21 protein-coding genes, 18 tRNA genes and 1 rRNA gene are annotated in these 23,121 nt (G+C 42.2%); 6 read left to right on the top strand and 34 right to left on the bottom strand.

Going from position 1 to position 23,121, the window contains the following annotated elements:
* Positions 1-20 precede the first annotated feature (20 nt).
* Positions 21-1,322 carry an NCS2 family permease gene (locus CVD23_RS20200; RefSeq protein WP_101666994.1) on the top strand — a complete coding sequence of 434 codons (1,302 nt, stop codon included), beginning with the start codon at positions 21-23 and terminating at the stop codon, positions 1,320-1,322.
* 106 nt (positions 1,323-1,428) lie between these two features.
* A complete protein-coding gene (locus CVD23_RS20195) occupies positions 1,429-2,034 on the top strand; it encodes a YitT family protein (protein ID WP_101666993.1) in 606 nt (201 codons plus the stop codon).
* Between the two features lie 126 nt (positions 2,035-2,160).
* Here CVD23_RS20195 and CVD23_RS20190 read toward each other — a convergent pair whose 3' ends face one another.
* The 4 genes from CVD23_RS20190 to proC all read right to left on the bottom strand — a co-directional run bounded on the left by CVD23_RS20190 (position 2,161) and on the right by proC (position 7,229).
* Positions 2,161-3,063 carry an aldo/keto reductase gene (locus tag CVD23_RS20190; RefSeq protein ID WP_101666992.1) on the bottom strand — a complete coding sequence of 301 codons (903 nt, stop codon included), beginning with the start codon at positions 3,061-3,063 and terminating at the stop codon, positions 2,161-2,163.
* Positions 3,064-3,246: 183 nt separating this feature from the next.
* Complete coding sequence (locus tag CVD23_RS20185; protein ID WP_101666991.1) at positions 3,247-4,635, bottom strand: L-cystine transporter; 1,389 nt, start codon at positions 4,633-4,635, stop codon at positions 3,247-3,249.
* Between the two features lie 587 nt (positions 4,636-5,222).
* Positions 5,223-6,254: a sporulation integral membrane protein YtvI gene (ytvI, locus tag CVD23_RS20180; RefSeq protein WP_101579492.1), complete on the bottom strand. Its 1,032-nt coding sequence runs from the start codon at positions 6,252-6,254 to the stop codon at positions 5,223-5,225.
* Positions 6,255-6,419: 165 nt separating this feature from the next.
* The gene (gene proC / locus CVD23_RS20175) at positions 6,420-7,229 is read right to left on the bottom strand and encodes a pyrroline-5-carboxylate reductase (protein WP_101666990.1); all 810 of its coding nucleotides are present in this window, start codon (positions 7,227-7,229) and stop codon (positions 6,420-6,422) included.
* Between the two features lie 126 nt (positions 7,230-7,355).
* Between proC and CVD23_RS20170 the strand changes: the two genes are divergently transcribed.
* Together CVD23_RS20170 and CVD23_RS20165 are read left to right on the top strand one after the other, a co-directional pair.
* Complete coding sequence (locus tag CVD23_RS20170; RefSeq protein WP_101579494.1) at positions 7,356-7,997, top strand: DNA-3-methyladenine glycosylase; 642 nt, start codon at positions 7,356-7,358, stop codon at positions 7,995-7,997.
* A gap of 81 nt (positions 7,998-8,078) precedes the next feature.
* Positions 8,079-8,648 (top strand): CBO0543 family protein, encoded by a 570-nt coding sequence (locus CVD23_RS20165; protein ID WP_101579495.1) that lies wholly within the window; start codon positions 8,079-8,081, stop codon positions 8,646-8,648.
* 37 nt (positions 8,649-8,685) lie between these two features.
* On the opposite strand, the gene CVD23_RS20160 is transcribed toward CVD23_RS20165, so the two are convergent.
* Entirely contained in the window at positions 8,686-9,486 is an 801-nt protein-coding gene (locus CVD23_RS20160; RefSeq protein WP_180955741.1) for an AraC family transcriptional regulator, read from the bottom strand.
* A 103-nt stretch (positions 9,487-9,589) separates the two neighbouring features.
* Between CVD23_RS20160 and CVD23_RS20155 the strand changes: the two genes are divergently transcribed.
* Positions 9,590-9,820, top strand: coding sequence for a hypothetical protein (locus CVD23_RS20155; protein WP_101666989.1), 231 nt, complete (start codon positions 9,590-9,592; stop codon positions 9,818-9,820).
* A gap of 31 nt (positions 9,821-9,851) precedes the next feature.
* Here CVD23_RS20155 and yhbH read toward each other — a convergent pair whose 3' ends face one another.
* From yhbH to CVD23_RS20115, 10 genes are all read right to left on the bottom strand, one after another.
* Positions 9,852-11,021, bottom strand: coding sequence for a sporulation protein YhbH (gene yhbH / locus CVD23_RS20150; protein ID WP_101579498.1), 1,170 nt, complete (start codon positions 11,019-11,021; stop codon positions 9,852-9,854).
* 298 nt (positions 11,022-11,319) lie between these two features.
* Positions 11,320-11,490 (bottom strand): hypothetical protein, encoded by a 171-nt coding sequence (locus CVD23_RS22120; RefSeq protein WP_180955740.1) that lies wholly within the window; start codon positions 11,488-11,490, stop codon positions 11,320-11,322.
* An 86-nt stretch (positions 11,491-11,576) separates the two neighbouring features.
* Positions 11,577-13,472, bottom strand: a complete 1,896-nt coding sequence (locus CVD23_RS20145) for a PrkA family serine protein kinase (protein ID WP_101666988.1) — start codon at positions 13,470-13,472, stop codon at positions 11,577-11,579.
* Between the two features lie 358 nt (positions 13,473-13,830).
* The gene (gene nfsA / locus CVD23_RS20140; protein ID WP_101579500.1) at positions 13,831-14,580 is read right to left on the bottom strand and encodes an oxygen-insensitive NADPH nitroreductase; all 750 of its coding nucleotides are present in this window, start codon (positions 14,578-14,580) and stop codon (positions 13,831-13,833) included.
* A 61-nt stretch (positions 14,581-14,641) separates the two neighbouring features.
* Positions 14,642-15,115, bottom strand: coding sequence for a tRNA (uridine(34)/cytosine(34)/5-carboxymethylaminomethyluridine(34)-2'-O)-methyltransferase TrmL (gene trmL, locus CVD23_RS20135; protein WP_101579501.1), 474 nt, complete (start codon positions 15,113-15,115; stop codon positions 14,642-14,644).
* Positions 15,116-15,181: 66 nt separating this feature from the next.
* A complete protein-coding gene (locus CVD23_RS20130) occupies positions 15,182-16,063 on the bottom strand; it encodes an amidase domain-containing protein (protein WP_101579502.1) in 882 nt (293 codons plus the stop codon).
* 82 nt (positions 16,064-16,145) lie between these two features.
* Complete coding sequence (gene queG, locus CVD23_RS20125) at positions 16,146-17,279, bottom strand: tRNA epoxyqueuosine(34) reductase QueG (RefSeq protein ID WP_101579503.1); 1,134 nt, start codon at positions 17,277-17,279, stop codon at positions 16,146-16,148.
* Positions 17,280-17,367: 88 nt separating this feature from the next.
* Positions 17,368-17,535: a hypothetical protein gene (locus CVD23_RS22115; protein ID WP_180955739.1), complete on the bottom strand. Its 168-nt coding sequence runs from the start codon at positions 17,533-17,535 to the stop codon at positions 17,368-17,370.
* Between the two features lie 334 nt (positions 17,536-17,869).
* On the bottom strand, positions 17,870-18,499 hold the full coding sequence (locus CVD23_RS20120; RefSeq protein ID WP_101579504.1) for an SGNH/GDSL hydrolase family protein: 630 nt from the start codon (positions 18,497-18,499) through the stop codon (positions 17,870-17,872).
* A gap of 65 nt (positions 18,500-18,564) precedes the next feature.
* Positions 18,565-19,167 (bottom strand): TetR/AcrR family transcriptional regulator, encoded by a 603-nt coding sequence (locus CVD23_RS20115; protein ID WP_101579505.1) that lies wholly within the window; start codon positions 19,165-19,167, stop codon positions 18,565-18,567.
* Between the two features lie 341 nt (positions 19,168-19,508).
* Here CVD23_RS20115 and CVD23_RS20110 point away from each other — a divergent pair, with 341 nt between their 5' ends.
* Positions 19,509-20,177, top strand: a complete 669-nt coding sequence (locus CVD23_RS20110) for a B3/B4 domain-containing protein (RefSeq protein WP_101579506.1) — start codon at positions 19,509-19,511, stop codon at positions 20,175-20,177.
* A 128-nt stretch (positions 20,178-20,305) separates the two neighbouring features.
* Here CVD23_RS20110 and CVD23_RS20105 read toward each other — a convergent pair.
* From CVD23_RS20105 to rrf, 19 genes are all read right to left on the bottom strand, one after another.
* A tRNA-Gly gene (locus CVD23_RS20105) sits at positions 20,306-20,379 on the bottom strand.
* Positions 20,380-20,438: 59 nt separating this feature from the next.
* Positions 20,439-20,523: transfer RNA gene (locus CVD23_RS20100), tRNA-Leu, on the bottom strand.
* Positions 20,524-20,541: 18 nt separating this feature from the next.
* A tRNA-Leu gene (locus CVD23_RS20095) sits at positions 20,542-20,627 on the bottom strand.
* 35 nt (positions 20,628-20,662) lie between these two features.
* Positions 20,663-20,736: transfer RNA gene (locus CVD23_RS20090), tRNA-Cys, on the bottom strand.
* Positions 20,737-20,746: 10 nt separating this feature from the next.
* Positions 20,747-20,821: transfer RNA gene (locus tag CVD23_RS20085), tRNA-Gly, on the bottom strand.
* Between the two features lie 4 nt (positions 20,822-20,825).
* A tRNA-Gln gene (locus tag CVD23_RS20080) sits at positions 20,826-20,900 on the bottom strand.
* Positions 20,901-20,921: 21 nt separating this feature from the next.
* Positions 20,922-20,997 (bottom strand) — tRNA-His (locus CVD23_RS20075).
* Between the two features lie 79 nt (positions 20,998-21,076).
* Positions 21,077-21,152 (bottom strand) — tRNA-His (locus tag CVD23_RS20070).
* A 13-nt stretch (positions 21,153-21,165) separates the two neighbouring features.
* A tRNA-Trp gene (locus tag CVD23_RS20065) sits at positions 21,166-21,239 on the bottom strand.
* A gap of 10 nt (positions 21,240-21,249) precedes the next feature.
* Positions 21,250-21,334, bottom strand: a tRNA-Tyr gene (locus tag CVD23_RS20060).
* Between the two features lie 62 nt (positions 21,335-21,396).
* Positions 21,397-21,472 (bottom strand) — tRNA-Thr (locus CVD23_RS20055).
* 28 nt (positions 21,473-21,500) lie between these two features.
* Positions 21,501-21,576 (bottom strand) — tRNA-Phe (locus CVD23_RS20050).
* A gap of 427 nt (positions 21,577-22,003) precedes the next feature.
* Positions 22,004-22,079, bottom strand: a tRNA-Asp gene (locus CVD23_RS20045).
* Between the two features lie 3 nt (positions 22,080-22,082).
* Positions 22,083-22,156, bottom strand: a tRNA-Met gene (locus CVD23_RS20040).
* A gap of 172 nt (positions 22,157-22,328) precedes the next feature.
* Positions 22,329-22,404, bottom strand: a tRNA-Val gene (locus CVD23_RS20035).
* A 20-nt stretch (positions 22,405-22,424) separates the two neighbouring features.
* Positions 22,425-22,499: transfer RNA gene (locus CVD23_RS20030), tRNA-Glu, on the bottom strand.
* Positions 22,500-22,512: 13 nt separating this feature from the next.
* A tRNA-Ser gene (locus CVD23_RS20025) sits at positions 22,513-22,605 on the bottom strand.
* Positions 22,606-22,608: 3 nt separating this feature from the next.
* Positions 22,609-22,683, bottom strand: a tRNA-Asn gene (locus tag CVD23_RS20020).
* 160 nt (positions 22,684-22,843) lie between these two features.
* Positions 22,844-22,959 (bottom strand): 5S ribosomal RNA (rrf, locus tag CVD23_RS20015).
* Positions 22,960-23,121: the final 162 nt, after the last annotated feature.

Below are 23,121 nucleotides of genomic sequence, written 5' to 3'. Positions count from 1 at the left end.
TATTTTCCGGAGGTCTAATTATGTTTAAACTTAAAGAGCATAACACAAATCCCAGAACTGAAATCGTGGCCGGGATCACTACGTTCTTAACGATGGTTTATATTGTGATTGTCAACCCGGTTATTTTAGCTGATGCTGGAGTACCGTTTGACCAGGTTTTCACGGCAACCATCATCGCTACGGTAGTCGGAACTGTTTGGATGGGATTGTTTGCGAACTATCCGATTGCGATTGCGCCCGGTATGGGCTTGAACGCCTATTTTGCCTATTCAGTAGTAGGAACACATGGCAATATTGATTATCAAACCGCTTTTGCAGCCGTATTTTTAGCTGGTGTTATCTTTATCATTCTATCACTTACACCGTTCCGTAAAAAACTGATCGAAGCGATTCCCGAAAACTTAAAGCATGGAATCACCGCCGGTATCGGGCTTTTTATTGCGTTTATCGGCTTGCGATTAACCGGAATCATTACCGATCATCCAACGAATCTGGTCGGCCTCGGTGATCTGCATTCTCCTTCTGCGCTGTTGGCTTTGACAGGACTTGCGATCACATTAGTGTTGATGGCCTTGCAAGTAAATGGCGCATTGTTCTTCGGGATGATTGTCACAGGACTGATAGCCTATTTTACCGGGCAGCTCTCCTTTGAGCAGGGTTTTGTCTCGCTGCCGTCACTTCCGGAAGGACTAATCGTTCTCAATCCATTCGAAGCGATTGGCGAGGTCATCCAGCACAGCCTGTATGCTGTTGTGTTCTCATTTTTACTTGTCACGATCTTTGATACAACGGGAACGATGATCGGCGTTGCCCAGCAGGCCGGCCTCATGAAGGGTAAAACGATGCCGCGAGCACGGGAAGCGCTCCTGTCTGACTCGATTGCCACAACGGTTGGGGCAATCTTTGGAACAAGTCCGACATCCGCTTATATTGAGTCATCATCCGGAGTGGCTGCCGGAGGGCGAACAGGTTTAACATCGTTAACAGTTGCCGGATTGTTTGTTGCGGCAGCTTTCTTTGGGCCGTTAGTCAGCGCGGTTTCCGGGCTTTCAGCCATTACCGCTCCCGCTCTCATTATAGTTGGAAGCTTAATGATCGGAAGCATTTCTCACATCAACTGGGGAGAAATTGATGAAGCATTTCCTGCTTTTTTAATCATCCTGAGCATGCCGCTCACCTCGAGCATTGCGACAGGAATAGCCCTTGGCTTTATCGCTTATCCGCTGTTGAAGGTTGTAAAAGGTAAATGGCGTGAGGTTCATCCACTTGTCTATATTTTCGCACTGCTGTTCTTTTATCAGCTTGCATTTTTGCCGCATTAATGAATGTAGCTTGCTCTTTATAGGGCAAGCTTTTTTTATATCATCACTTCTAAATCCAGTGACACTTCATATTTTTTATAAGAAGGACAAGTTAGGGTGATGGCATTTGCGGGAAAAAATATTGGCAGTTTTGCTTGGAAGCTTTTTATTGGGTTTGGGAATCAATGGTTTTCTTATACCGCACCATTTGCTTGATGGCGGGATTATCGGGATTGGCCTGATTATCCATTATTTTTACGGATGGCCAACCGGCCTGAGTATGATTATTTTAAGTATTCCCCTATATATTTTAGCCTGGATATATGAACGGAGCTATTTTTATCACAGTCTTCACGGACTCGTCATCTCATCCTTGTTTATTGATGTTTTATCTGCTGTTCATACATCATTTTCTCTTGGTATTCTTTCCAGCTCGATCATCGGTGGGGTTTTGGTAGGAAGCGGGATCGGCCTGATGCTTCGGCATGAGACAAGCACAGGCGGCACTGACCTGCTCGCACAACTATTATCAAGAACAACTTCATTAAACGTCGGGGTATTGATCTTCTTAATTGACGGAATTGTCATCACCTGCGGCTTACCGATTGTCGGGGCAGAAAAATTTGTCTATTCGTTTATAACGATTATTTTTGTTGGAATCATGACATCCTTAACGGTGATTAAGAAAAGCGCAAGCGCCTTGATCAGCCCCAACAAGCGCTGGAGGGCCTGACAGTGAAGTCGTTCTTTGACTTCATTGGCAGGACCGAAGCGACTCGAGGGGCTAGGCGCTGGAGCTGGACAAAAAAGACGGTCCATCCTTAATATTAAAGGACCGGAATTTTCCGGTCCTGCTAGTTCACGCAACGTCTTTGCCAAGAGAAGCTGTGTAGATTTTAAACCATTGCTGCCTGGTCAGCTTAATTTCTACAGCTTCTGCAGCTTGTCGGATTCTGTCTATTTTTCCCGAACCGGCGATTGGGATGATTCGCGCAGGATGGTTGATCAGCCATGCGTACAAAAGCTTATCCAGCGAATCTTCCCCCAATTCCTCTCCAACTTCCTGTAATGCTTGACGCACTCTAAGAGCCCGGTCATCTTCGGCTGAAAATATTCTCCCGCCAGCAAGCGGTGACCATGCCATCGGGGCAATCCTATGTTCAAGACAATGCTCAATCGTGCCGTCCGCAAATGTATCTAGATGAACAGCCGAGATTTCAACCTGATTCGTAACGAGCGGAAAATCTAAATAGCTGCTCAACATATTAAATTGAGCGGGTGTAAAATTAGAAACTCCAAAATGACGTACTTTCCCTTGCTGCTTTAATTGATAAAATGCTTCGGCCGTTTCATGCGGATCCATAAACGGATCAGGACGATGAATTAATAAGACATCAATGTAGTCTGTTTGCAGATTTTCCATAGACTGATGAACGCTTGCAATAATATGTTCCTTGCTAGTATCGTAGTGTTTAATCGTATGCTCCGGCCGCTTTGAAGATCGCAGCTTGATACCACACTTGGTGACAAGCTGCATGGAATCTCTAAGCGAAGGCTTCAATGCCAGTGCCTCCCCGAACAGGCGCTCACATGAATAATTCCCATAAATATCTGCATGATCAAATGTAGTAATTCCGAGCTCCAGGCATTGCTCTGCAAGCTTTAAAGTTTCCTCCTTGCTCAAATTCCACTCTGCCAGTCTCCATAAACCATGGACAATTCTTGAAAAAGAAAGATTTTCTGCCAGTTTTACTGTATCCATTGCAATCACCTTTTCTGGTTTTTTCCTTCAATCGCACTTTAACGAAAAATAGCGGAGAGGGCAAATATTAGCCTTTCTATTATCATTTTAGATTTCGTTGCACCGATATGAAAATCCTTTTTTAACAGGGCAATTTGCTTGCCAAAAAGAAACGGCAGGTGCCAGGCACCTGCCGAGAAGCTGCTAAGCTTCAGCTTCAATTCTTTCATTTATGTCATTGTACGCAGTTGTGTCAATTTCCCCGGTAATCCGGCTTGTCAACACACCTGAAGTCATTGCACCGCTAACATTCACAGCTGTTCGGCCCATGTCAATAAGCGGCTCTACGGATATCAAAAGTCCTGCTAAACCGATTGGCAAGTTCAATGCTGAAAGAACAAGAAGTGCAGCAAATGTTGCTCCTCCCCCGACACCTGCAACACCGAAAGAGCTAATCGCCACAATGGCAATGACCGAAATAATGAATGACGGGCTAAGCGGATTGATTCCAACTGTTGGCGCAATCATGATTGCAAGCATGGCAGGATAAATTCCGGCACAGCCGTTCTGGCCAATCGTTAAGCCAAATGATCCGGAGAAATTGGCAATGGCTTCTGGAACACCCAATGATTTTTGCGTCTTAATGTTAAGCGGCAACGCACCGGCACTTGTCCTGGACGTAAATGCGAATGTCAATACAGGGAATGCCTTTTTCACATACGTAACTGGATTCAGTCCTGCAATAATCAGTAAGAGCAGGTGGATAATGAACATCACGATTAGTGCAACGTAAGAAGCGCCGACGAATTTTCCGAGATTGACAATTGCAGCAACGTCACTTGTTGCTACGGTTCTAGTCATGATCGCAAGAACGCCGTATGGTGTTAAGCGCAGTATTAACGTGACGACACGCATGACGATTGCATAAACCGAATCAACAATTTTTGCAAACAATTCAGCATGCTCCGGGGTTTTACGCCTGACACCCAGGTAAGCAATACCAAGGAATGCTGCAAAAATCACAACAGAGATTGTCGATGTTGGACGTGCACCCGTGAAATCCAAAAACGGATTTCCAGGTAATAATTCAAGTATTTGCTGTGGCAAGGTTTTGTCAGCAATTTCCCCGTAGGTTTGCTCAAGCTGTTCAGCCCGGGCGGTTTCCGCGTCACCCTGTTCAATTTGAACGGCTTCTAAATCAAAGCCAATCGCAGTCACAATACCAACCGTTGCAGCAACAGCAGTCGTTCCGATGAGAATGCCGAGAATCAATGTACTGATTTTGCCGATATTGTTCGTAAGTTTAAGCTTCGTAAATGCAGCCAAAATCGAAATAAACACAAGTGGCATTACAATCATTTGCAGAAACTTCACATAACCATTTCCAACTAAATTGAACCAGTCTGCTGTTGCTGTTACAACTTCAGAAGCCGGCCCATAAATAAACTGCAATGCAAAGCCAAAAACAATTCCTAAGCCTAACGCAGCAAAGACCCGTTTAGAAAACGAAACATGTTTTTTCTGCATGTAGTACAACCCAACAATAATGATAAGCATAATAACAACATTGATCACTACAAAAGCAGTATTCATAAAATACTACCTCCCTATTAAGTTATTAATACTGGTTTAATATAAAACAATTTATTCCAATCAGTCAAGTCGGAATTAACACAAAAACCTCACCTCCATGTAATCGTGAGGATAGAAAATGGATCATTACCTATGTTTATTATGAATTTATGAATTTATTTCATTTGGACAATGACTTGCGTGAATTTCACGATGTAATAAGCCTAAACCGAAAAACGAATAAAGTTGTCTACATATAAAGGAGTATGCCGTAGGAAACGAATAATACTATCTTAACTTTAAGTAACTGTTCGTTTTTCACTTAAAGAATTGCTTTATGAAATTCATTGATTGAGTCAATTTCACAATGTAATAAGCTAAACCGAAAAACAAATGAAATTGTCTACATATACAGCAGTATCCATAGAAACGAATAATACTATCTTAACTTTAAGTAACTGTCTCGTTTTTCACTTAAAAAAATTGCTTTATAAAATTCATTGATTTATAAATAAACAGAAGCACCTGAAATTGGTATCCAGGATGCTTCTGTGTTCACAGCTATATTCTTTAAACAACGATAGCGTCAACAATATGCCCTGCATGGATCATACTTTAAAGTTCACTTTAATAATATTGGCTTTTTTCAATGTATCATAGATGATCACGATCGCAGGGCCTATAATAATCCCTAAAAGTCCGATCAGTTTGAAGCCGATATATAAACTTACAAGAGCGGCGAGAGGAGATATACCAAGGCTCGTCGAATAAACCTTAGGTTCAATGATTCTCCTGACAACCGTTATGACAATAAACAAAATGATCAATCCGATTCCAAGGAAAGTATTGTTTTGCAGGATTGCGAACACTGCCCATGGAACAAGAACCGATCCTGTTCCCAGAATCGGCAAAATATCAACAATCACGATCAACAATGAGAGCAGTGCTGTATACGGAGCTCCCAGAATCGATAAGCCTACGAATGCCATGATAAACGTCAGTATGCTTAAAATAACCTGGGCTTTTAAAAAGCCGATCCCTGCCTTATTTAACTGGTTCGCTACTAAATAAACCTTCCGCTTTGTTTGCTCCTTTAAGTGCGCCTCCAGACTTGCTTTTAAGCGGGGAAGCTCAAGGCTGATTAAAAACAGAGCAATTAAATAGATTAAGAATTCAATTAGAAAGCCGGGAACAGCCGTTACCAGGTTAACGATGTTTTGCATAAGTCCCTGTAAAAAAACGTCGATCGAGGTAATAGTGTTTTCAATTGCCACTTCTATTGACTTCATTACATCTACCGGCAAATCCTTGGAATAAAATTCCCATCTTCTGATCAGAGGGCGGATCGCTGTCGTATAAAGATCTTTTACAAAAGTCGGCGTCTTTTCTGAAAGGGTGATCGTTTGCTGGACAATGAGTAAAATTAAATAATAACCCAGCACCGACATAGCCAGTACATAACCTGTGAAGACAGATATTACCGCTTGAAGCCGGGAGAAATTCCATTTTTTCACCAGCCAGCTAACAGAACCCTCTAACAAACAGGCGGTTAAAAAGGCAAAGATAATCGGAAGACTGTACGGAATAAGAAAAAAAATACCGATAATAATAACTGAAGCAAATACCCATTTTTTCCACATATTCATAATTCTCCTTAACGGGCATCATGCCTCGTTTCCCAAATGTGCAGCAAGCTAATTAAACACTTTTTTATGAGTGAATTTCATAAAGCAATTCTTTAATACTCATACATGATATTATAATGGTTTATCACGATTATGTAAGTATCCGAACTAGTACAATACTTATTTGTGCGCTAACTCTTCTGTCCTTTTTGTACAGCTTTCCATCGCGGAAATTACTGCTGAACGAAATCGTTCTTTTTCAAGAGTGGCAATTGCCTGGATCGTCGCACCGCCGGGAGTACATACGTCATCCTTGAGCACACCAGGATGCATCCCTGTTTCCAACACCATTTTAGCCGCTCCCATTACAGCCTGGGCTGCAAATTGATAGGCCTGTTTCCTTGGGATCCCTTGCATAACTCCCCCATCAGCCAGCGCTTCAATCAACATGTAGACATATGCAGGCGAAGAACCGCTAATCGCCGGGATCGCATTCATTAATTTCTCTTCAATCAGTTCAATCCGGCCAAAGCTTGCAAAAATCGACAGCATATCCCTCAATTCTTCATCAAGGACGTTTCTATTTGCTGCAATTGCGGTCATTCCTTCTCCCACTAAAGATGGAGTATTGGGCATGGTCCTGATCGCTTTAACATGTTCACCAAACGATTCTTCGATATACTGCAATGTGATTCCAGCCGCTATGGTTATAATAATCGTATGTTCACTAACAGAATCCTTAATTTGCTTGATCACACTCTTATGCACATCCGGTTTCACTGCAAGAATAAGCACATCCGCAGCACGTGCAATTTGCCGATTATCCAAACATGTAAAGATTCCAAATTTTTCTCTCACTAAAGTGATCGTTTCTTCTGAAGCTGAACTAGCATAAATATTTTCAGCAGGCAGCAATTGGGAATTAAGGATTCCTTGAATCATTGCCTGAGCCATTTTTCCACAGCCAATAAAGCCGATTCGTTTATTCACTTACTCCACTCTCCATACATATTTCATAGGTATATTAAAAATGTAACAAAAAATCATGGTACATGTCACTCTTTATCGAGTATAGAGGTTGGATGCAGAATGCTCATGAGACGAGGAGGTTTGTATATGAAGAAGATTCTTAATGGGGAATTAACGAACGAGTCCAGCCTAAAAGCAGTGCCTTTAACGATAGATTTTTTTAAACAACCAACCCTTGATCTTGCCAAGTCGTTGTTAGGCTGCCTGCTCGTAAAGGAGACAGACGAAGGAGTTACCTCCGGCTTTATTATTGAGACCGAAGCATACACCGGGCCGGAAGATCAGGCGGCCCATAGTTATAACAACCGCAGAACAGCGAGAACCGAAATTATGTTTGCAGAGCCTGGGCATATTTATACATATGTCATGCATACCCATTGTCTGGTCAACATTGTCAGCGGGCCAAAAGATAAGCCTGAAGCCGTTTTGATTCGAGCCATTGAGCCTTTTAGCGGCATTGAATTAATGAAAAAAAGACGGGGCATAACCGATTTAAAAAACCTGACAAACGGGCCCGGCAAGCTGACAAAAGCGATGGGTATTTCAATGGCAGATTACGGACGCTCAGTTTGTGAACCACCTTTGTATATTTGCACCGGTATCCAGCCTGCCGGAATATCACAAGGGAAAAGAATAGGCATTGATAATTCTGGTGAGGCAAGAGATTATCCATGGAGGTTTTGGGAAACAGACAACCCTTTCGTTTCACGGCACCGTAAACGAATTTAACGCCGCATGTATGCCTGTAAATGTATAAAACAAATAGACTTTTGGAATGATAAACTAGATTTTAACAGGAAGTAGAACAACATGACTGCTAACCAAAAGTCTTTTATTGAAGATCTTGAAAATACGCAGCTCGAATTATCAAATAAATGGATTGAGTACTGGAATACATATTCTAATTTTGGGACATGGCAATTTTGGACCAATCTTAGCTTTCTTCTCATCCCTTTAATTGTGCTCTATTTTTTTATCGACAAAAGAAAGGCGCTCCTCATTGGATTCTATGGTTTTAATGTACATGTTTGGTTCACCTATATTGATATCATTGGAGGTGAGAGAGCCTATTGGTTTTACCCGTATAAAGTTTTTCCAATCCTGCCGACAGGCTTTGCTCTAGATGTAGCTTTAGTACCGGTAGCCTACATGCTCGTGTATCAATGGACTCTCAAACATAAGAAAAATTATTACTTATACATTCTTGCCCTCTGTGCTGTATTAGCCTTTGTCTTTAAGCCGTTATTAGTATCATTGGATCTGTTTGAATTAAACAGGGGTGCAAACTATTTTCACCTGTTCCTTGGTTATGCAATCGTTGCAGTCATTTCTAAAATCATCACTAATATCTTTGTTTCTTTTGAAAAGAATGCGAAATAGAACACGTGGTTCATATTTATAAAGCTACAAGTTTTTGCTAATCTCTAAATTGCTTTGGGGTGCAGCCAACCCAAATAACAAAATTCCGATGGAACTGGCTTGGACTGCTGAATCCTAGCTCATAACTGATCTCTGTAATTGTTTTATTAGAATTTCGCAGCATTTCTTTCCCCTGTTCTATCCGCAAAGATAATACATATTGATATGGGGTGTAGCTTATCTGCTTTTTAAAAGATCGGATGAAATGAAATTTGCTTTGATGAGCCAACTCTGCAAGCGTTTCTATTCTTATATTCTCATTGTAATGGGAATGGATGTATTCTAAAACATGATTTAAATATATATCTGCGGAGACTAAACGGTTAACGGTGGAATTATGGCTGCCCTTTAATATGTTTGAAAAATAATGAAAGGCATTTTGTTCGACTTCTGATTCCAACAGATTCGTGCGTTGCTCGAGTAAAAGATTATTAACCCACTGCTTCAAATTCCTTCGTAATTCATTTGGAATAATAATTTGTTGTTCATTAAGTTCAACTTCATCGCAAGTCCCATAATTGTCGCGTATCCACTCGTTAAATTGAGCCTTGTTAAGCCCAATAATAAACATTGAACTGGTTTCTTTGGAAAACTGATGCCCGTGAATGGATAAAGGATTAGCGATGATTGATTCTCCATTTTTCAATATATATTCATGATTGTTTAAATTAGCAATGAGCTTTCCACTCATCGGAATAGAAATCTGATAGACATCCTCATGTGAATGTGGAATGTCATGCCAATTTGCCCCACTAAACTGCAAAAATTTAATATTTGACAGTTTAAGAAAGAAACCCATCCCTATCTCCCCTATATCAAAAATTGCTTCTTGAGTGAGCATTATATGTAAAACATTATACCATTTCTCATTGCATAATAGCTTTAGAGGAGTGTGATGAAATATGAAGTTTAAGAGCAAAAGATGTTATTTAGTTTATGGAATTGCTGCAAATCATCTCAATGCAAAACAGGCAAATTACGCATTAAATCATTGGATTAAAAATCAACGATTAGGAAAAATTATTTACCACGAGCATTTTGCAAGTAAGCCTTTAGGAGGCATTGCGATTTTCGAAATGTCGTCACAGCAGGAACTAGATGAGCTCACTATGGAACCCCAAAAAGAAGATTGATAAACAAAAAAAAGAGGGTTCTCCCCTCCTTTTATGCGTACATCTTACTATCTTCATTTTTGAAAAAACTCTTCATCGCATGGAACACGTCGGCTTTTTGCTTGAGGATGTAATAGCGGTATTTTTCATTTTTGATGTTTTTATACGCGGACATGAGGGTTGAGTGGCGATTGTATTGATTGACTTCTCCGTAACCAAACATATTGGAGACATTCATTAATTCTTCAACAAGCTTGACGCATCTCGCATTGTCCGAGGTTAAGTTATCACCGTCGGAGAAGTGGAATGGATAAATATTAAAGCGGCGCGGGTTGTATTTGACTTCGATAATCTCCAATGCTTTCCGGTAGGCGGATGAGCAGATCGTGCCGCCGCTTTCTCCTTTTGAAAAAAAGTCTTCTTCAGAGACGACTTTTGCTTCCGTATGATGGGCGATAAATTCAATATCGACGGTTTCATATTTTGTTCTTAAAAATCGGGTCATCCAGAAGAAGAAGCTCCGTGCCATATACTTTTCCCAGATCCCCATCGAGCCGCTCGTGTCCATCATCGCGATTACGACCGCCTTTGATTCCGGTTTAATCACTTCATTCCATGTTTTAAATTTTAAGTCTTCCTTGTAGATCGGATGGAAAGCGGGCTTGCCTTTCATTGCATTGCGTTTGAACGCCGTCATCATTGTCCGCTTTTTATCGATGTTACCCATCAATCCAGTTTTGCGAATGTCATTAAATTCAATGTTCTCAACCAAATGCTCGTCTTGCTCTTTTCTTTTTAAGTTCGGGAGCTCTAATTGCTTGAATAATGCTGCTTCCAGCTCCATCATCGTTACTTCTGCTTCAAAATAATCTTCGCCCGGCTGGTCTCCTGCCCCCTGGCCTTTGCCTGGTCCCTTCTGACCCTGTGATCCATCTCTGGCCACTACATCACCGATCTGGCTGTCGCCGGCCCCCTGGCCTACATGCTTATTCTTATCATAGTTATAACGGATTTTATATTCATCGAGGGAACGGATAGGAATTTTAACTACTTCGCGACCGTTAGACATAATGATGCTTTCTTCTGTAATCAGGTCAGGCAGGTTATTTCGAATTGCATCCTGCACCTTTTCCTGATGCCGCTGTTGATCATCGTGGCCTTTGCGGTGGAGGGACCAATCTTCTTTGGAAATTACAAACTGATGCTTATTTGAATCGGTCATTTTTCACCCCTCCTATTTTTTTCCTAATCCAAGCACTTATTACATGGTAAAACATACAATAGAGTGTTGCTTTACAAATAGAAACGTTGATTACTCTATCCTATGCAGAAAGGCCAAATAATTTACAAATAATTTTGACAATGGGTTCCCGCGCTATTAAAATGGACAACCTTGTTTCGCCCGTTTTTTTTCAATTCTTAGTGTTATCAAACCATTCTTCTAAAAAGAGGCTTGTTCGTAAAGAAAAAAACCCTGTCAATTAATTTAGAACAGGGTTTCACTCTCTTATTTCACATGTCTATTTATTCGTATCGTATTGAATCGGATCCGGCATCTTATCGTCCTGCTTCAATTCCTGGTTCGTGCGAAGATTCTCCATCTGCTTACCGAGGTTTTTCATTTCTTCCATATTTGGGGCCATTGAGCCATTCATAGGTGTAATATCTTTATCCATTCCATTCTTTTCCATCTGGATCACCTCTGCTAAATATTTACCCAATTAGCCGAAAAATAAACCTCACAGAAAGAATCAAATTGGAGCATGTAGACACTGATTTACCGGTTTAAAAGGCTGCCCACATACCTCAACAGTTCATTTGCAGAAGAGGAATTATAGCCATGCTCGTCAATTAGGCGTGCAACGACTTCGTTTACCTTCTTGAGCTGTTGCTCATCCGGCGTTTTCGTAGAAGTCGTAATTTTGACAACATCCTTTAAATCTGCGAAAAGCTTTTTCTGGATCGCCTCACGCAGACGGTCGTGGGAGTTGTAATCGAATCGTTTTCCTTTTCTTGCATATGCTGAAATCCGAATCAGAATTTCCTCTCTAAACGCCTTTTTGGCATTTTCAGATATGCCAATTTGCTCTTCGATTGAACGCATTAATTTTTCATCCGGGCTGATCTCTTCCCCGGTTAATGGATCTCTTAATTTTGATTTATTGCAATAAGCTTCGACGTTATCGAGATAGTTATCCATTAACGTTTTCGCTGATTCCTCATAAGAGTAAACAAACGCCTTTTGAACTTCCTTCTTCGCAATCTCATCGTATTCTTTGCGCGCCAGGGAAATATAATTCAGGTAACGTTCCCGCAACTCAGCCGTAATCGACGGATGCTGGTCTAGCCCTTCTTTAAGCGAGCGGAGCACATCAAGAGCATTGATCGATGGCACCTCTTTCCGGATAATCGTCGACGAAATCCGGTTAATCACATAACGGGGATCAATCCCGCTCATCCCTTCATCCTGGTACTCCTTTTTCAGCTCCTCGACATCGGCCGAATTATAGCCCTCAACATTTTCTCCATCATAAAGGCGCATCTTTTTCACTAAATCAATATCGCCCTTTTTCGGCTCCTTTAAGCGGGTTAATATCGTAAACATCGCAGCAACCTTTAACGTATGCGGAGCGATGTGAACATCTGCAACATCACTTTCACGAATCATTTTCTCATAAATTTTTTCTTCCTCTGTCACTTTCAAATTGTAAGGAATCGGCATCACGATAATCCGCGAGTGTAGTGCCTCATTCTTTTTATTGGAAATAAACGAGCGGTATTCCGTTTCGTTCGTGTGAGCTACTATGAGCTCATCAGCGGAAATAAGCGCGAAACGACCGGCTTTAAAGTTGCCTTCCTGTGTGAGCGAAAGTAAATGCCAGAGAAATTTTTCATCGCATTTGAGCATCTCCTGGAATTCCATCATGCCCCGGTTCGCCTTGTTTAGCTCCCCGTCAAAGCGATAAGCACGCGGGTCTGATTCCGAGCCGTACTCGGCAATTGTCGAAAAATCGATGCTGCCGGTCAAGTCAGCAATATCCTGTGACTTCGGATCAGAAGGGCTGAATGTCCCAATCCCAACCCGCTTATCCTCCGAAAAGAAAATTCGCTCCACCAATACATCCTCGATTCTTCCGCCATACTCTTTTTCAAGTCGCATCATATTTAAAGGTGATAAGTTTCCTTCTATTCTTATCCCGTACTCTTCGAAAAAATCATTGCGAAGAAGATGCGGAATTAAATGGAGCGGATCTTCGTGCATCGGGCAGCCTTTGATCGCAAAAATAGAGCCTCTATCTGTATGTGAATAGGCTTCTAAACCACGTTTTAGAATCGTCACGAGTGTCGATTTCCCTCCGCTGACAGGACCCATCAACAACAGAATTCTCTTTCTGACATCAAGACGTTTAGCTGCCGGATGAAAATATTCCTCAACAAGCCTTTCCAAAGCTTCTTCAAGTCCGAATAGCTGATTGCAGAAGAACTTATAACGTTTATGCCCCCTGACCTCCTCGATACCGGCATCCTTTATCATATTAAAAACCCGTGAATGGGCAGACTGGGCAACCAGTGGCTTCTCTTTAATTAATTGCAGGTATTCTCCAAATGTTCCTTCCCATTTCAATTTCTCTTCCTCTTCACGAAATATTTCGATCTTTTTTAAAATATCCATATGGACCTCCCCCTGTCACATATTCAGAGACGATTAATATACCTTATGCGCTTGGACAAGTGAACATGCTCAAACCCATCGCAGTTATCCTTGTCCTTTTTTTGAAAAAATTTTATCCACACTTTTCATTCACAGTGGTGAAGACTTGAGATATAATAAAGTTATATGGATTCTTCAAGAAGAATTATGTAAAAAAGGGAGGCTTACATAAATGGGTACAATTATAGTTTTAGGTGTAGTTGTGGCATTCCTCGCGGCAATTTTCACAGCTGGTTACAATGATAAGCCGGGGATTAATAAGAAATAAATTAGGGTTACAAAGTGTAAAAAGCTGCTGAAAGCTCAGCAGCTTTTTCTATTAACGCAAATCGAGTTTTGATTTTTGGACATATTCCTTCATGTACATTCGCGATTGGTTCTCAAGCATCCCTGCTATTTGGCCTGTCCATGTGTCGTTTCTTCGTCCGCCGGTTCTCTGTTCATAATAAGCAGAAATCGTCTCGTTATACTCCTCTAGACCTTCGAGATAGCGGTTTTTATCTTGCTGATATTCGTTGAGATGGTACACCTGACTGCGCGGCAGCCTCGGTTTCTGGCCAGGCTCCTGCATCGGAACACCTATAGCAAGGCCGAATAGCGGAATAACGCGCTCAGGGGTTTTTAAAAGCTTTGATACTTCCTCAAGATTATTCCTGATTCCCCCGATATAACAGATGCCTAATCCCATTGACTCAGCGGCAATCGCAACATTTTGCGCCGCTAAAGATGCATCGATCAAAGCAACCATAAATTTTTCCGTGCTCTCAATAGCGGGAATGACATCTTTCCCTTCGATTTCACCGATCAATTGATGGCGGTATAAATCTGCACAAAACACTAAGAAGTGGCCGTTCTGCACCACGTAGCTTTGCTTGCCGGCAAGCTCTGAAAGCTTCTGTTTCTTGTCTCGGTCGGTGATGCCAATGATCGAATATGCCTGGATAAAGCTTGAAGTAGCAGCTGCTTGTGCACAAGCGATAATCGTGTCGATCTGCTCGTCAGTTAACGGTTTATCTTCAAAACTCCTGATTGAACGATGGTTTAAGATCGTCTCAATTGTTGGATTCATAAGCCTGTCCCACCTTTATGTATCATCTGAAAAGGACCTTGAGCGGTTAGGTCCATGCCATTTATCTTAAAGCCGGATAATCCTGCTGCCTTAATGCTTCATAAATTAAAATCGCAGCTGTATTGGACAAATTTAATGAGCGGACATTCTCATTCATTGGAATGCGCAAGCTTCTTTCTTTATTCGCCTCAATGATATTTTTAGGAAGCCCGGTTGTCTCTTTTCCAAAAATAAAATAGTAATCCTTGTCAGCGTCGCTGTAATCAAATGATGAATGCGGCTCCGTTCCAAACTTTGTTAAATAAAAAAATTCACCGCCACTATTTTTTTCATAAAATTCGTCTAACGATTCGTAGTAAACAACCTTTACAAATTCCCAATAATCCAAACCTGCCCGGCGCAGCATTTTATCATCTGTTGAAAATCCGAGTGGCCTGATTAAGTGTAAAATTGTATCTGTTGCAGCACAAGTTCTCGCTATATTGCCTGTATTGGCTGGGATTTCCGGCTGGTATAGTACGACATGCAAACCCACTTTTTTCACCTCAATAATAAACTCTAAAGGCTATTATACCACTCTTGGTTGCTCAGACAAGAATGTTCACTCATCATGAACTATTGTTATAAACTTGTATTTAATATTTGGAGTATAGGCAGTTGAATCCTCATATGCCCAGTAACGCATCCTGCTATTATGTGTATGGGCATTAACAAGGGGCATTTCAAATGCATCCTTGCCGGTAACGATTGTATTATGGTCAAAACGGCCATCACCCTGAAAATCGTAGCAAATCACGTCCCCAAGCAATAGTTTATCAGCGCTGCTGACTTCTCTTCCGCGCAAGCCTGTTTTTGATCCCGGCAAATACCAGCGCAGTGAATTGGCAACTGACCAGCTATAACTCCAATTATTATTTCTCATCCACCAGCCATTACTCCTGTTCGGGTAACCTCTCATTGGCGCCCCTCCGGCATGCAGGCACTGGGAAATATAGTTGGTGCAATCCACTTCAAACTTTTTAAAGGCTGGATTGTAATCATTCCACCATCTTTCCGCATATTGGACCGCTTTTAAGCGATCATAATAGAACTCATTCTTCGTCCTTTGCATTTCCCGAATTGGGTCATCCGGAAAAACTTCTGCCAGGTTTTCATGAGCATATATGGAGATCTCTTTATCTTCAATTAAGACCCCTTTATAAAAATCGGCCTCTCGTTTTTCGATTTCTTCCTCCATATAAAGCATTCCCTTTTGGCGAATTAAAAATTGAAAATGTACTTCATACAAAAGGGTAGTGTGATCATCTTCCTCTTGCTTATCCGTGATTTTTCCCCTTGCTGCTGCCTTCACAATTTCAGCCGATCTTTTCGACAAACAATCTTTTTTAATTTCTATTTTCTGTGGTAAATCTTTATCGCTTCGCGTGTGTGATATATATTGGTTAACCCGTCTTCCTAAAAGAGCCTGCAGCTGTTCGCGCATTGGAAACACTCCTCTCATATACATACATATGAAGAAACAGCGCAATCAAACCAAAAAAAACAGGAATGGGAGTCCATTCCTGTTAGTGAACATAAAAAGTTAGTCCTTTTTCAATTTCTTTGATAACTTCCTCGTCTTTTTCTGTTTGAACAGCATGTTGAAGGGCCTCTCTTGCTTCGTTTCCGCCAATTTTCCCCAACGACCAGGCCGCCGTCCCCCTGATGACAGGCCTAGCGTCATTTTTAAGAACTTCAATGATGTCGGGAATTGCAGTTTCATCTTTATAATGGGCAAGGGCGATCAGCGCGTTTCTCTGGATTGGTTTTTTGCCTCTCCATGAACCGGATATTTTACTGTATTTCTCTTTAAATTCGCGATTTCCAATCCGAAGCAACGGTTTTAATAATGGCTTTGCTATTTCCGGGTCAGGTTCCATTTCAGAGTGGAAATGAAAATCCTTACCTTTGTTTACAGGACAAACCGTTTGGCAAGTATCGCAGCCATACAGCCGATTGCCTAGCTTATCACGAAATTCATCGGGCAGAAAACCTTTAGTTTGCGTTAGAAAAGCGATGCACCTTTGTGCATTTAACTGACCGCCTTGTATCAGCGCACCTGTAGGACAGACCTCAACACATTTATTGCAGCTTCCGCATTGGTCCTCCATTGGAGTATCAGGTTCAAACGGAATATTCGTGATCATTTCTCCGAGATACACATACGAGCCAAATTCTGGAGTAATGATTGAACAGTTTTTCCCGCTCCAGCCGATTCCCGCTCTTTGCGCAACGGCTCTATCGACTAATTCCCCTGTATCAACCATTGACTTAAGTTTGGCTTCAGGTACTTTCGACAAAATATATTCTTCAAGTTTTTTCAGGCGGTCGCGCAAAATCATATGGTAATCGGTTCCCCATGACGCCCGGCAAAAAATTCCCCGTCGCTCGCCTTTTTTGCTCAAAACCTGCTCTTTCATTTTCGAAGGGTAAGCTAAAGCGATAGCGATAATCGACTGTGATTTATCAAGCAAAAGCGATGGATCCGTTCTCTTTTCAATATCCGGCTCTTCAAAGCCTGATTGGTAGTTCAGCTCCTGCTGGCGCAACAGCCGGCTTTTCATCTCACTGAATGTATTTGTTGACGTGAAACCAATTTTATCAATACCGATTGTTTTACTGTAGGCAATGATATCCTGCTTCAGCTCGATACTATTCATTTTCGACCCTCCTTTCTTTCATGAGTTCCTATATGGCAGGCATAAAGCCTTTATTATAAAGATCAACGGTTTATATGATAAACTATTTTCAAGGAAATGTGGAGGTGAAAAGCATGGAAATATTCATATCGTCTGATATAGCAGCATTATCCCCGGCTTTAAAGTTGGCGTCAATTGATTCACTCCAAAACTGCCATGTTAGTTCGGCTTTTCCAGACAGAACCTGGAACCACTGTTGCTCCTCGGTTACATTCATCCACTAATCTCCTTGCTCTTATTCAAACAGGAAAGGTTACTAACAGAATATAGGTAATTTCGACTTTGATCTGTTAAAATCCGTTGTTATTGATTTAATTCCTGCTATTTTTAAAGTACAAATATCAAAAACACAGAAGCGCCATATGTTCACAGCTCCTCTGTGTTTTTGTTTAGATCCTTGCCGGTTCTTGTTTAGCTGTTTCTTCCTGCACGGTTATCAGGAACTGTCGTTTGCCGTATCGATGCCGATCCACAAACCGTCCTTCACATGCCAGGCAACCATGTCCTTGGCCACATGGTTTCCAGATGCCTTTGGGAACCGCGACCAATCTTCACTTTGATATTCCTCCCAGTGGACCATTCGGCGTATTTTTTATTTGCAGCAGGACGTCGTTCATTGCACCTGCTAATGCCATATATCCGACCGAGTTTGGGTGAATTCCATCCCGGCTCCACGTTTCTAAATTCAACGTAAAAGGGGCGTGCCATAATTCAGCGTAGGGAACACCAAATTCGACACATTTTTCACGAATCAACTGATTGAGCTCTGTCAACTGACTGCGAATTTGCCCTGCCTGTGAAGTCGGAAGCGTACGAAGTTTTGGAAAGTCCGGAACTGTGGAAGAAATAATGGTAACGCCTGTCTGTAATAAAGTAGACAGCATCTCTCCAAACTCCTGTTCAAATGCGGAAGCATTCCATCTCCCTTGCAATACATCATTACCGCCTGCCATCAAGGATACAAGATCAGGCCTTAAAGCCATGCACTTTCCCAGCTGTGTCCTCCGGATTTCGGCCGTAGTTTGTCCCCTGATGGCGATATTGGTATAGATTAACTCTGGGCAGCGTTCTTGCCACTCTTTTGCAAAGTGGTATGCCCAACTTAAACAAGGAATTCCCTCTACTTCATCTCCAATCCCCTCCGTCACACTGTCACCCATGGCCACAAAACGATTCCACACAATTGCTTTCCTCCCTTTATTTTCAGACACACATGTCTGTTTTTATGGTAAAAGAAATCGGCAGTTTAAGCCGTTTCCTTGACAACCCGTTTACGAATGTAATCTTGAAGATGATCGATCGTTTGATTCAAAAATTTTTTATCCTTGTGTAGACGACTTAACATCAGGGCGCCTTCTAACGAGGAAAGCAAAACGGTGGCAACCTCTTCTGGATTTACCTGAGAACTTACTTCTCCGTATTCAATTCCCTGCATAACCACTCTTCCAATTGATTCATGAAGTTGTAGCATGGCTTGATTAGCATAATCTTTCAATACCGGATTTACCGCATCTGTTTCTATGGCAACATTCATTATCGGACAGCCACCTGGAATAGGAGTATCTTCATATAGACGGCTGAATATGTGAAGGAACCCGTGCAAGCGTTCGACGATGTGATTCTCTGTCCACAAAGCCTCTCGATACTTCGAACCTATAGTTTCAGCCGCATAAAGAAATGCCTCGTTTGCAAGCTCATCCTTACTGCTAAAGTGATTGTATAAACCGCCTCTTTCCAGTCCTGTCGCATTCATAACATCAACCATAGTTGAGGCTACGTACCCCCTTTGATTAAAGAGGTTAGCCGCTTTTTCAATAATCATTTTTTTCGTTCGTTCGCCCTTTCGCATAAAAAACAACCTCTCAATTTGGGAAAATTAGTGCATATTATAAAAAAGACGAATGTGTCTGTTTTTATAATATGTCTTTCCCATCAATATGTAAACCCTAAATATTCAATTTTTTGTCTTTAACACTTTGAAGATCGAGATCATCCGTTTGTCGGGGATATTTCTTTCCTTGCATCAAACTCTCGATACGTCTTAGCTGATTCTTGATCTGCTGGACACTCTTTTATGATCGGCCCTACTTTCTTTCATGAGTTCCTATATGGCAGGAATAAAAGCCTTTATTATAACGATCAACGGTTTATATGATAGACTATTTTCAAACGAATATGGAGGTGAAAAGCATGGAAATAGTCATGTCACCTGATATAGCAGCGATTATCCCCAGCTTTAATGTTGGTGTCATTCAGTATCATGGCATTGTAGTCGGAGAATCCCCGCAAATGCTAAAAGGCAGGTTCCAGCTTTTTCAAGAATCGATATTTTTCGATTTAGAAAACAAAAATGTTACCGATCTTGAAGGCATTCAGGAGTGGAGGCAGATCTTTAAGAAGACTGGTATCGATCCAAACCGTTATCGCCCCTCTGCGGAGGCACTTTACCGGCGAATCAAAAAGCAAAACTATATAAACTCTGTTAATAGTGCTATTGATCTGAATAACTTTTGTTCACTCGAGTACCAGGTACCGATCGGTATTTATGATCGCAACCTTTTATCGGGGGATATTTCAATCCGGCTTGGCGGTAAAGGTGAAGAATATTTCGGCTTAAATGGCAGAAGCAATTCTCTTGCGAATCTCATTATCTCTGCCGATCAAAACGGTCCCTTCGGCAGCCCGTTTGTCGATTCCACCAGAACAGCGGTTGGCCCTGAGACAACAAGTGCTGTCCAAATCATTTACCTGCGTCCGTCCCTTGATAAGGAAAACCAGGTGAAGCTAACAGAAGCCGCAATGAATATGTTTCTTCAATTACATGGAGGAACTGCAAAATATGAGGTAATAGGATGCTGAACTGCATCCTATTTTTATTGCACGGATATTTACTGTACCGGAGCTTATCTTTTTTTATCAGTGAAAAAGAAAAAACGCAATGCTTCGTTCTTTAAGAGACGAAACACTGCGTTGCGATAGGGTATGTATGGAGCGGGTGATGGGAATCGAACCCACATCATCAGCTTGGAAGGCTGAGGTTTTACCACTAAACTACACCCGCACATAGGTGAAGTATAATTATTTTTAAAAATAAAAACAGGTTTCCCTGTTAAATAAATATGGTACCGGTGGTCGGGGTCGAACCGACACTCCAGAAGGAACACGATTTTGAGTCGTGCGCGTCTGCCAATTCCGCCACACCGGCGTATTAAATTATGGGTGATGCCGAGGACCGGAATCGAACCGGTACGGTAGTCACCTACCGCAGGATTTTAAGTCCTGTGCGTCTGCCAGTTCCGCCACCCCGGCAAATCGTAATCCTGCTTGTCCATTTTCTAAGTAAATGGAGGCGGCAACCGGATTCGAACCGGTGGTAAAGGTTTTGCAGACCTCTGCCTTACCACTTGGCTATGCCGCCAAAAAACTAATGGAGCGGAAGACGGGATTCGAACCCGCGACCCCAACCTTGGCAAGGTTGTATTCTACCACTGAACTACTTCCGCAAAATGGCTGGGCTAGCTGGATTCGAACCAACGCATGACGGAGTCAAAGTCCGTTGCCTTACCGCTTGGCTATAGCCCATTAATTAACATTGTATATTTATGGGGCGACTGATGGGAATTGAACCCACGAATGTCGGAACCACAATCCGATGCGTTAACCACTTCGCCACAATCGCCATAACATATTAGGCAGCTTTTTTGAAAATAATTGTCACCGTTAAGATGGATAAGATAATTGATACTAATTTAACATCATGGGGCGACTGATGGGAATCGAACCCACGAATGTCGGAACCACAATCCGATGCGTTAACCACTTCGCCACAATCGCCATTATAGTTATTTGGCAGGGGTAGTAGGAATCGAACCCACACTGGAGGTTTTGGAGACCTCTGTTCTACCTTTAAACTATACCCCTATATATCAAATGGTGGAGGGGGACGGATTCGAACCGCCGAACCCTGAGGGAGCGGATTTACAGTCCGCCGCGTTTAGCCACTTCGCTACCCCTCCATCAAGAAAATTAATTATATCACCGATCATTTTTCGGGTCAATCTGAAAAACTAACCATAAATGGTGCCGGCAAGAGGACTTGAACCCCCAACCTACTGATTACAAGTCAGTTGCTCTACCAATTGAGCTACACCGGCTTTGTATTAATATGAGGTTGAAAGAAAATGGTGGCTCAGGACGGAATCGAACCGCCGACACAAGGATTTTCAGTCCTTTGCTCTACCGACTGAGCTACTGAGCCATAATTGCAAATATTTCCTAAATTTTAATTCAAGTAAGTCCTTTGCTCAAAAGATCTCACGATCTTTCTCGCAGGTTGCCGCAGGAGCCAACAATGATGAGAGCAACCTGCTCTACCGACTGAGCTACTGAGCCATAATTGCAAATATTTCCTAAATTTTAATTCAAGTAAGTCCTTTGCTCAAAAGATCTCACGATCTTTCTCGCAGGTTGCCACAGGAGCCAATCAATGATGAGAGCAACCTGCTCTACCGACTGAGCTACTGAGCCATAATTGCAAATATTTCCTAAATTTTAATTCAAGTAAGTCCTTTGCTCAAAAGATCTCACGATCTTTCTCGCAGGTTGCCGCAGGAGCCAATCAATGATGAGAGCAACCTGCTCTACCGACTGAGCTACTGAGCCAATTTATAACTGTTATAAAAAAATGGCGGTCCCGACCGGGATCGAACCGGCGATCTCCTGCGTGACAGGCAGGCATGTTAACCGCTACACCACGGGACCAGATTGCGGGGGCAGGATTTGAACCTGCGACCTTCGGGTTATGAGCCCGACGAGCTACCGAACTGCTCCACCCCGCGACAATAGAAATTATTAAGTTTTTCCTATGCTCATTGATACCATAAGAACTGTCCCGATCTCAGGATGCTGAACCAAGTAGCAGCTCGATCGGTACAACTCGCAGTTCATTCTGTGAAGTAACGCTCGTTGCTCCACCCCGCGACGATAAAAAACATGAAAACTTAACTGATATGGTGGAGGATGACGGGATCGAACCGCCGACCCTCTGCTTGTAAGGCAGATGCTCTCCCAGCTGAGCTAATCCTCCAGCTATGTATCCACGAAAAATGGTGACCCGTACGGGATTCGAACCCGTGTTACCGCCGTGAAAGGGCGGTGTCTTAACCGCTTGACCAACGGGCCATATAATTAAATATGGCGGAGAGCAAGGGATTTGAACCCTTGAGACAGTGATTAACCGCCTACACGATTTCCAATCGTGCTCCTTCGGCCACTCGGACAGCTCTCCGTTTGGCTCCGCAGGCAGGATTCGAACCTGCGACCGTTCGGTTAACAGCCGAATGCTCTACCACTGAGCTACTGCGGAATAATAATATACAACCCTAAACATTGTTTTGCTTCGAATGTCCCCATCTCAGTAAGCTTAAGCAAGTAGCAGCTCGATGGGTACAACTCGGAGCCCAATCCAGCAGCTTTGCTCGTTGCTCTACCACTGAGCTACTGCGGAATAATAATTTAAAATAATCGCCCGGCGGCGTCCTACTCTCACAGGGGGAGACCCCCAACTACCATCGGCGCTGAGAAGCTTAACTTCCGTGTTCGGGATGGGAACGGGTGTGACCTTCTCGCTATCGCCACCAGACAAGTTCAAGACATATTCTATTATAATGTCTTTTAGGATTATTTCAAGAGAAAATTAAAAGTTCGTTCTCTCAAAACTAGATAATCCAGAAGAAGTAACTGTATCCGAGAATACCATTTCAAATTGTGGTTAAGTCCTCGATCGATTAGTATCAGTCAGCTC

It is taken from the genome of Bacillus sp. V33-4 (assembly GCF_002860225.1).
In the GTDB taxonomy this organism is placed as follows: Bacteria; Bacillota; Bacilli; order Bacillales; family Cytobacillaceae; genus Bacillus_BJ; species Bacillus_BJ canaveralius.
Note: the sequence above shows the minus strand (reverse complement) of the source record. Positions and strands in the feature narration are given on the sequence as shown.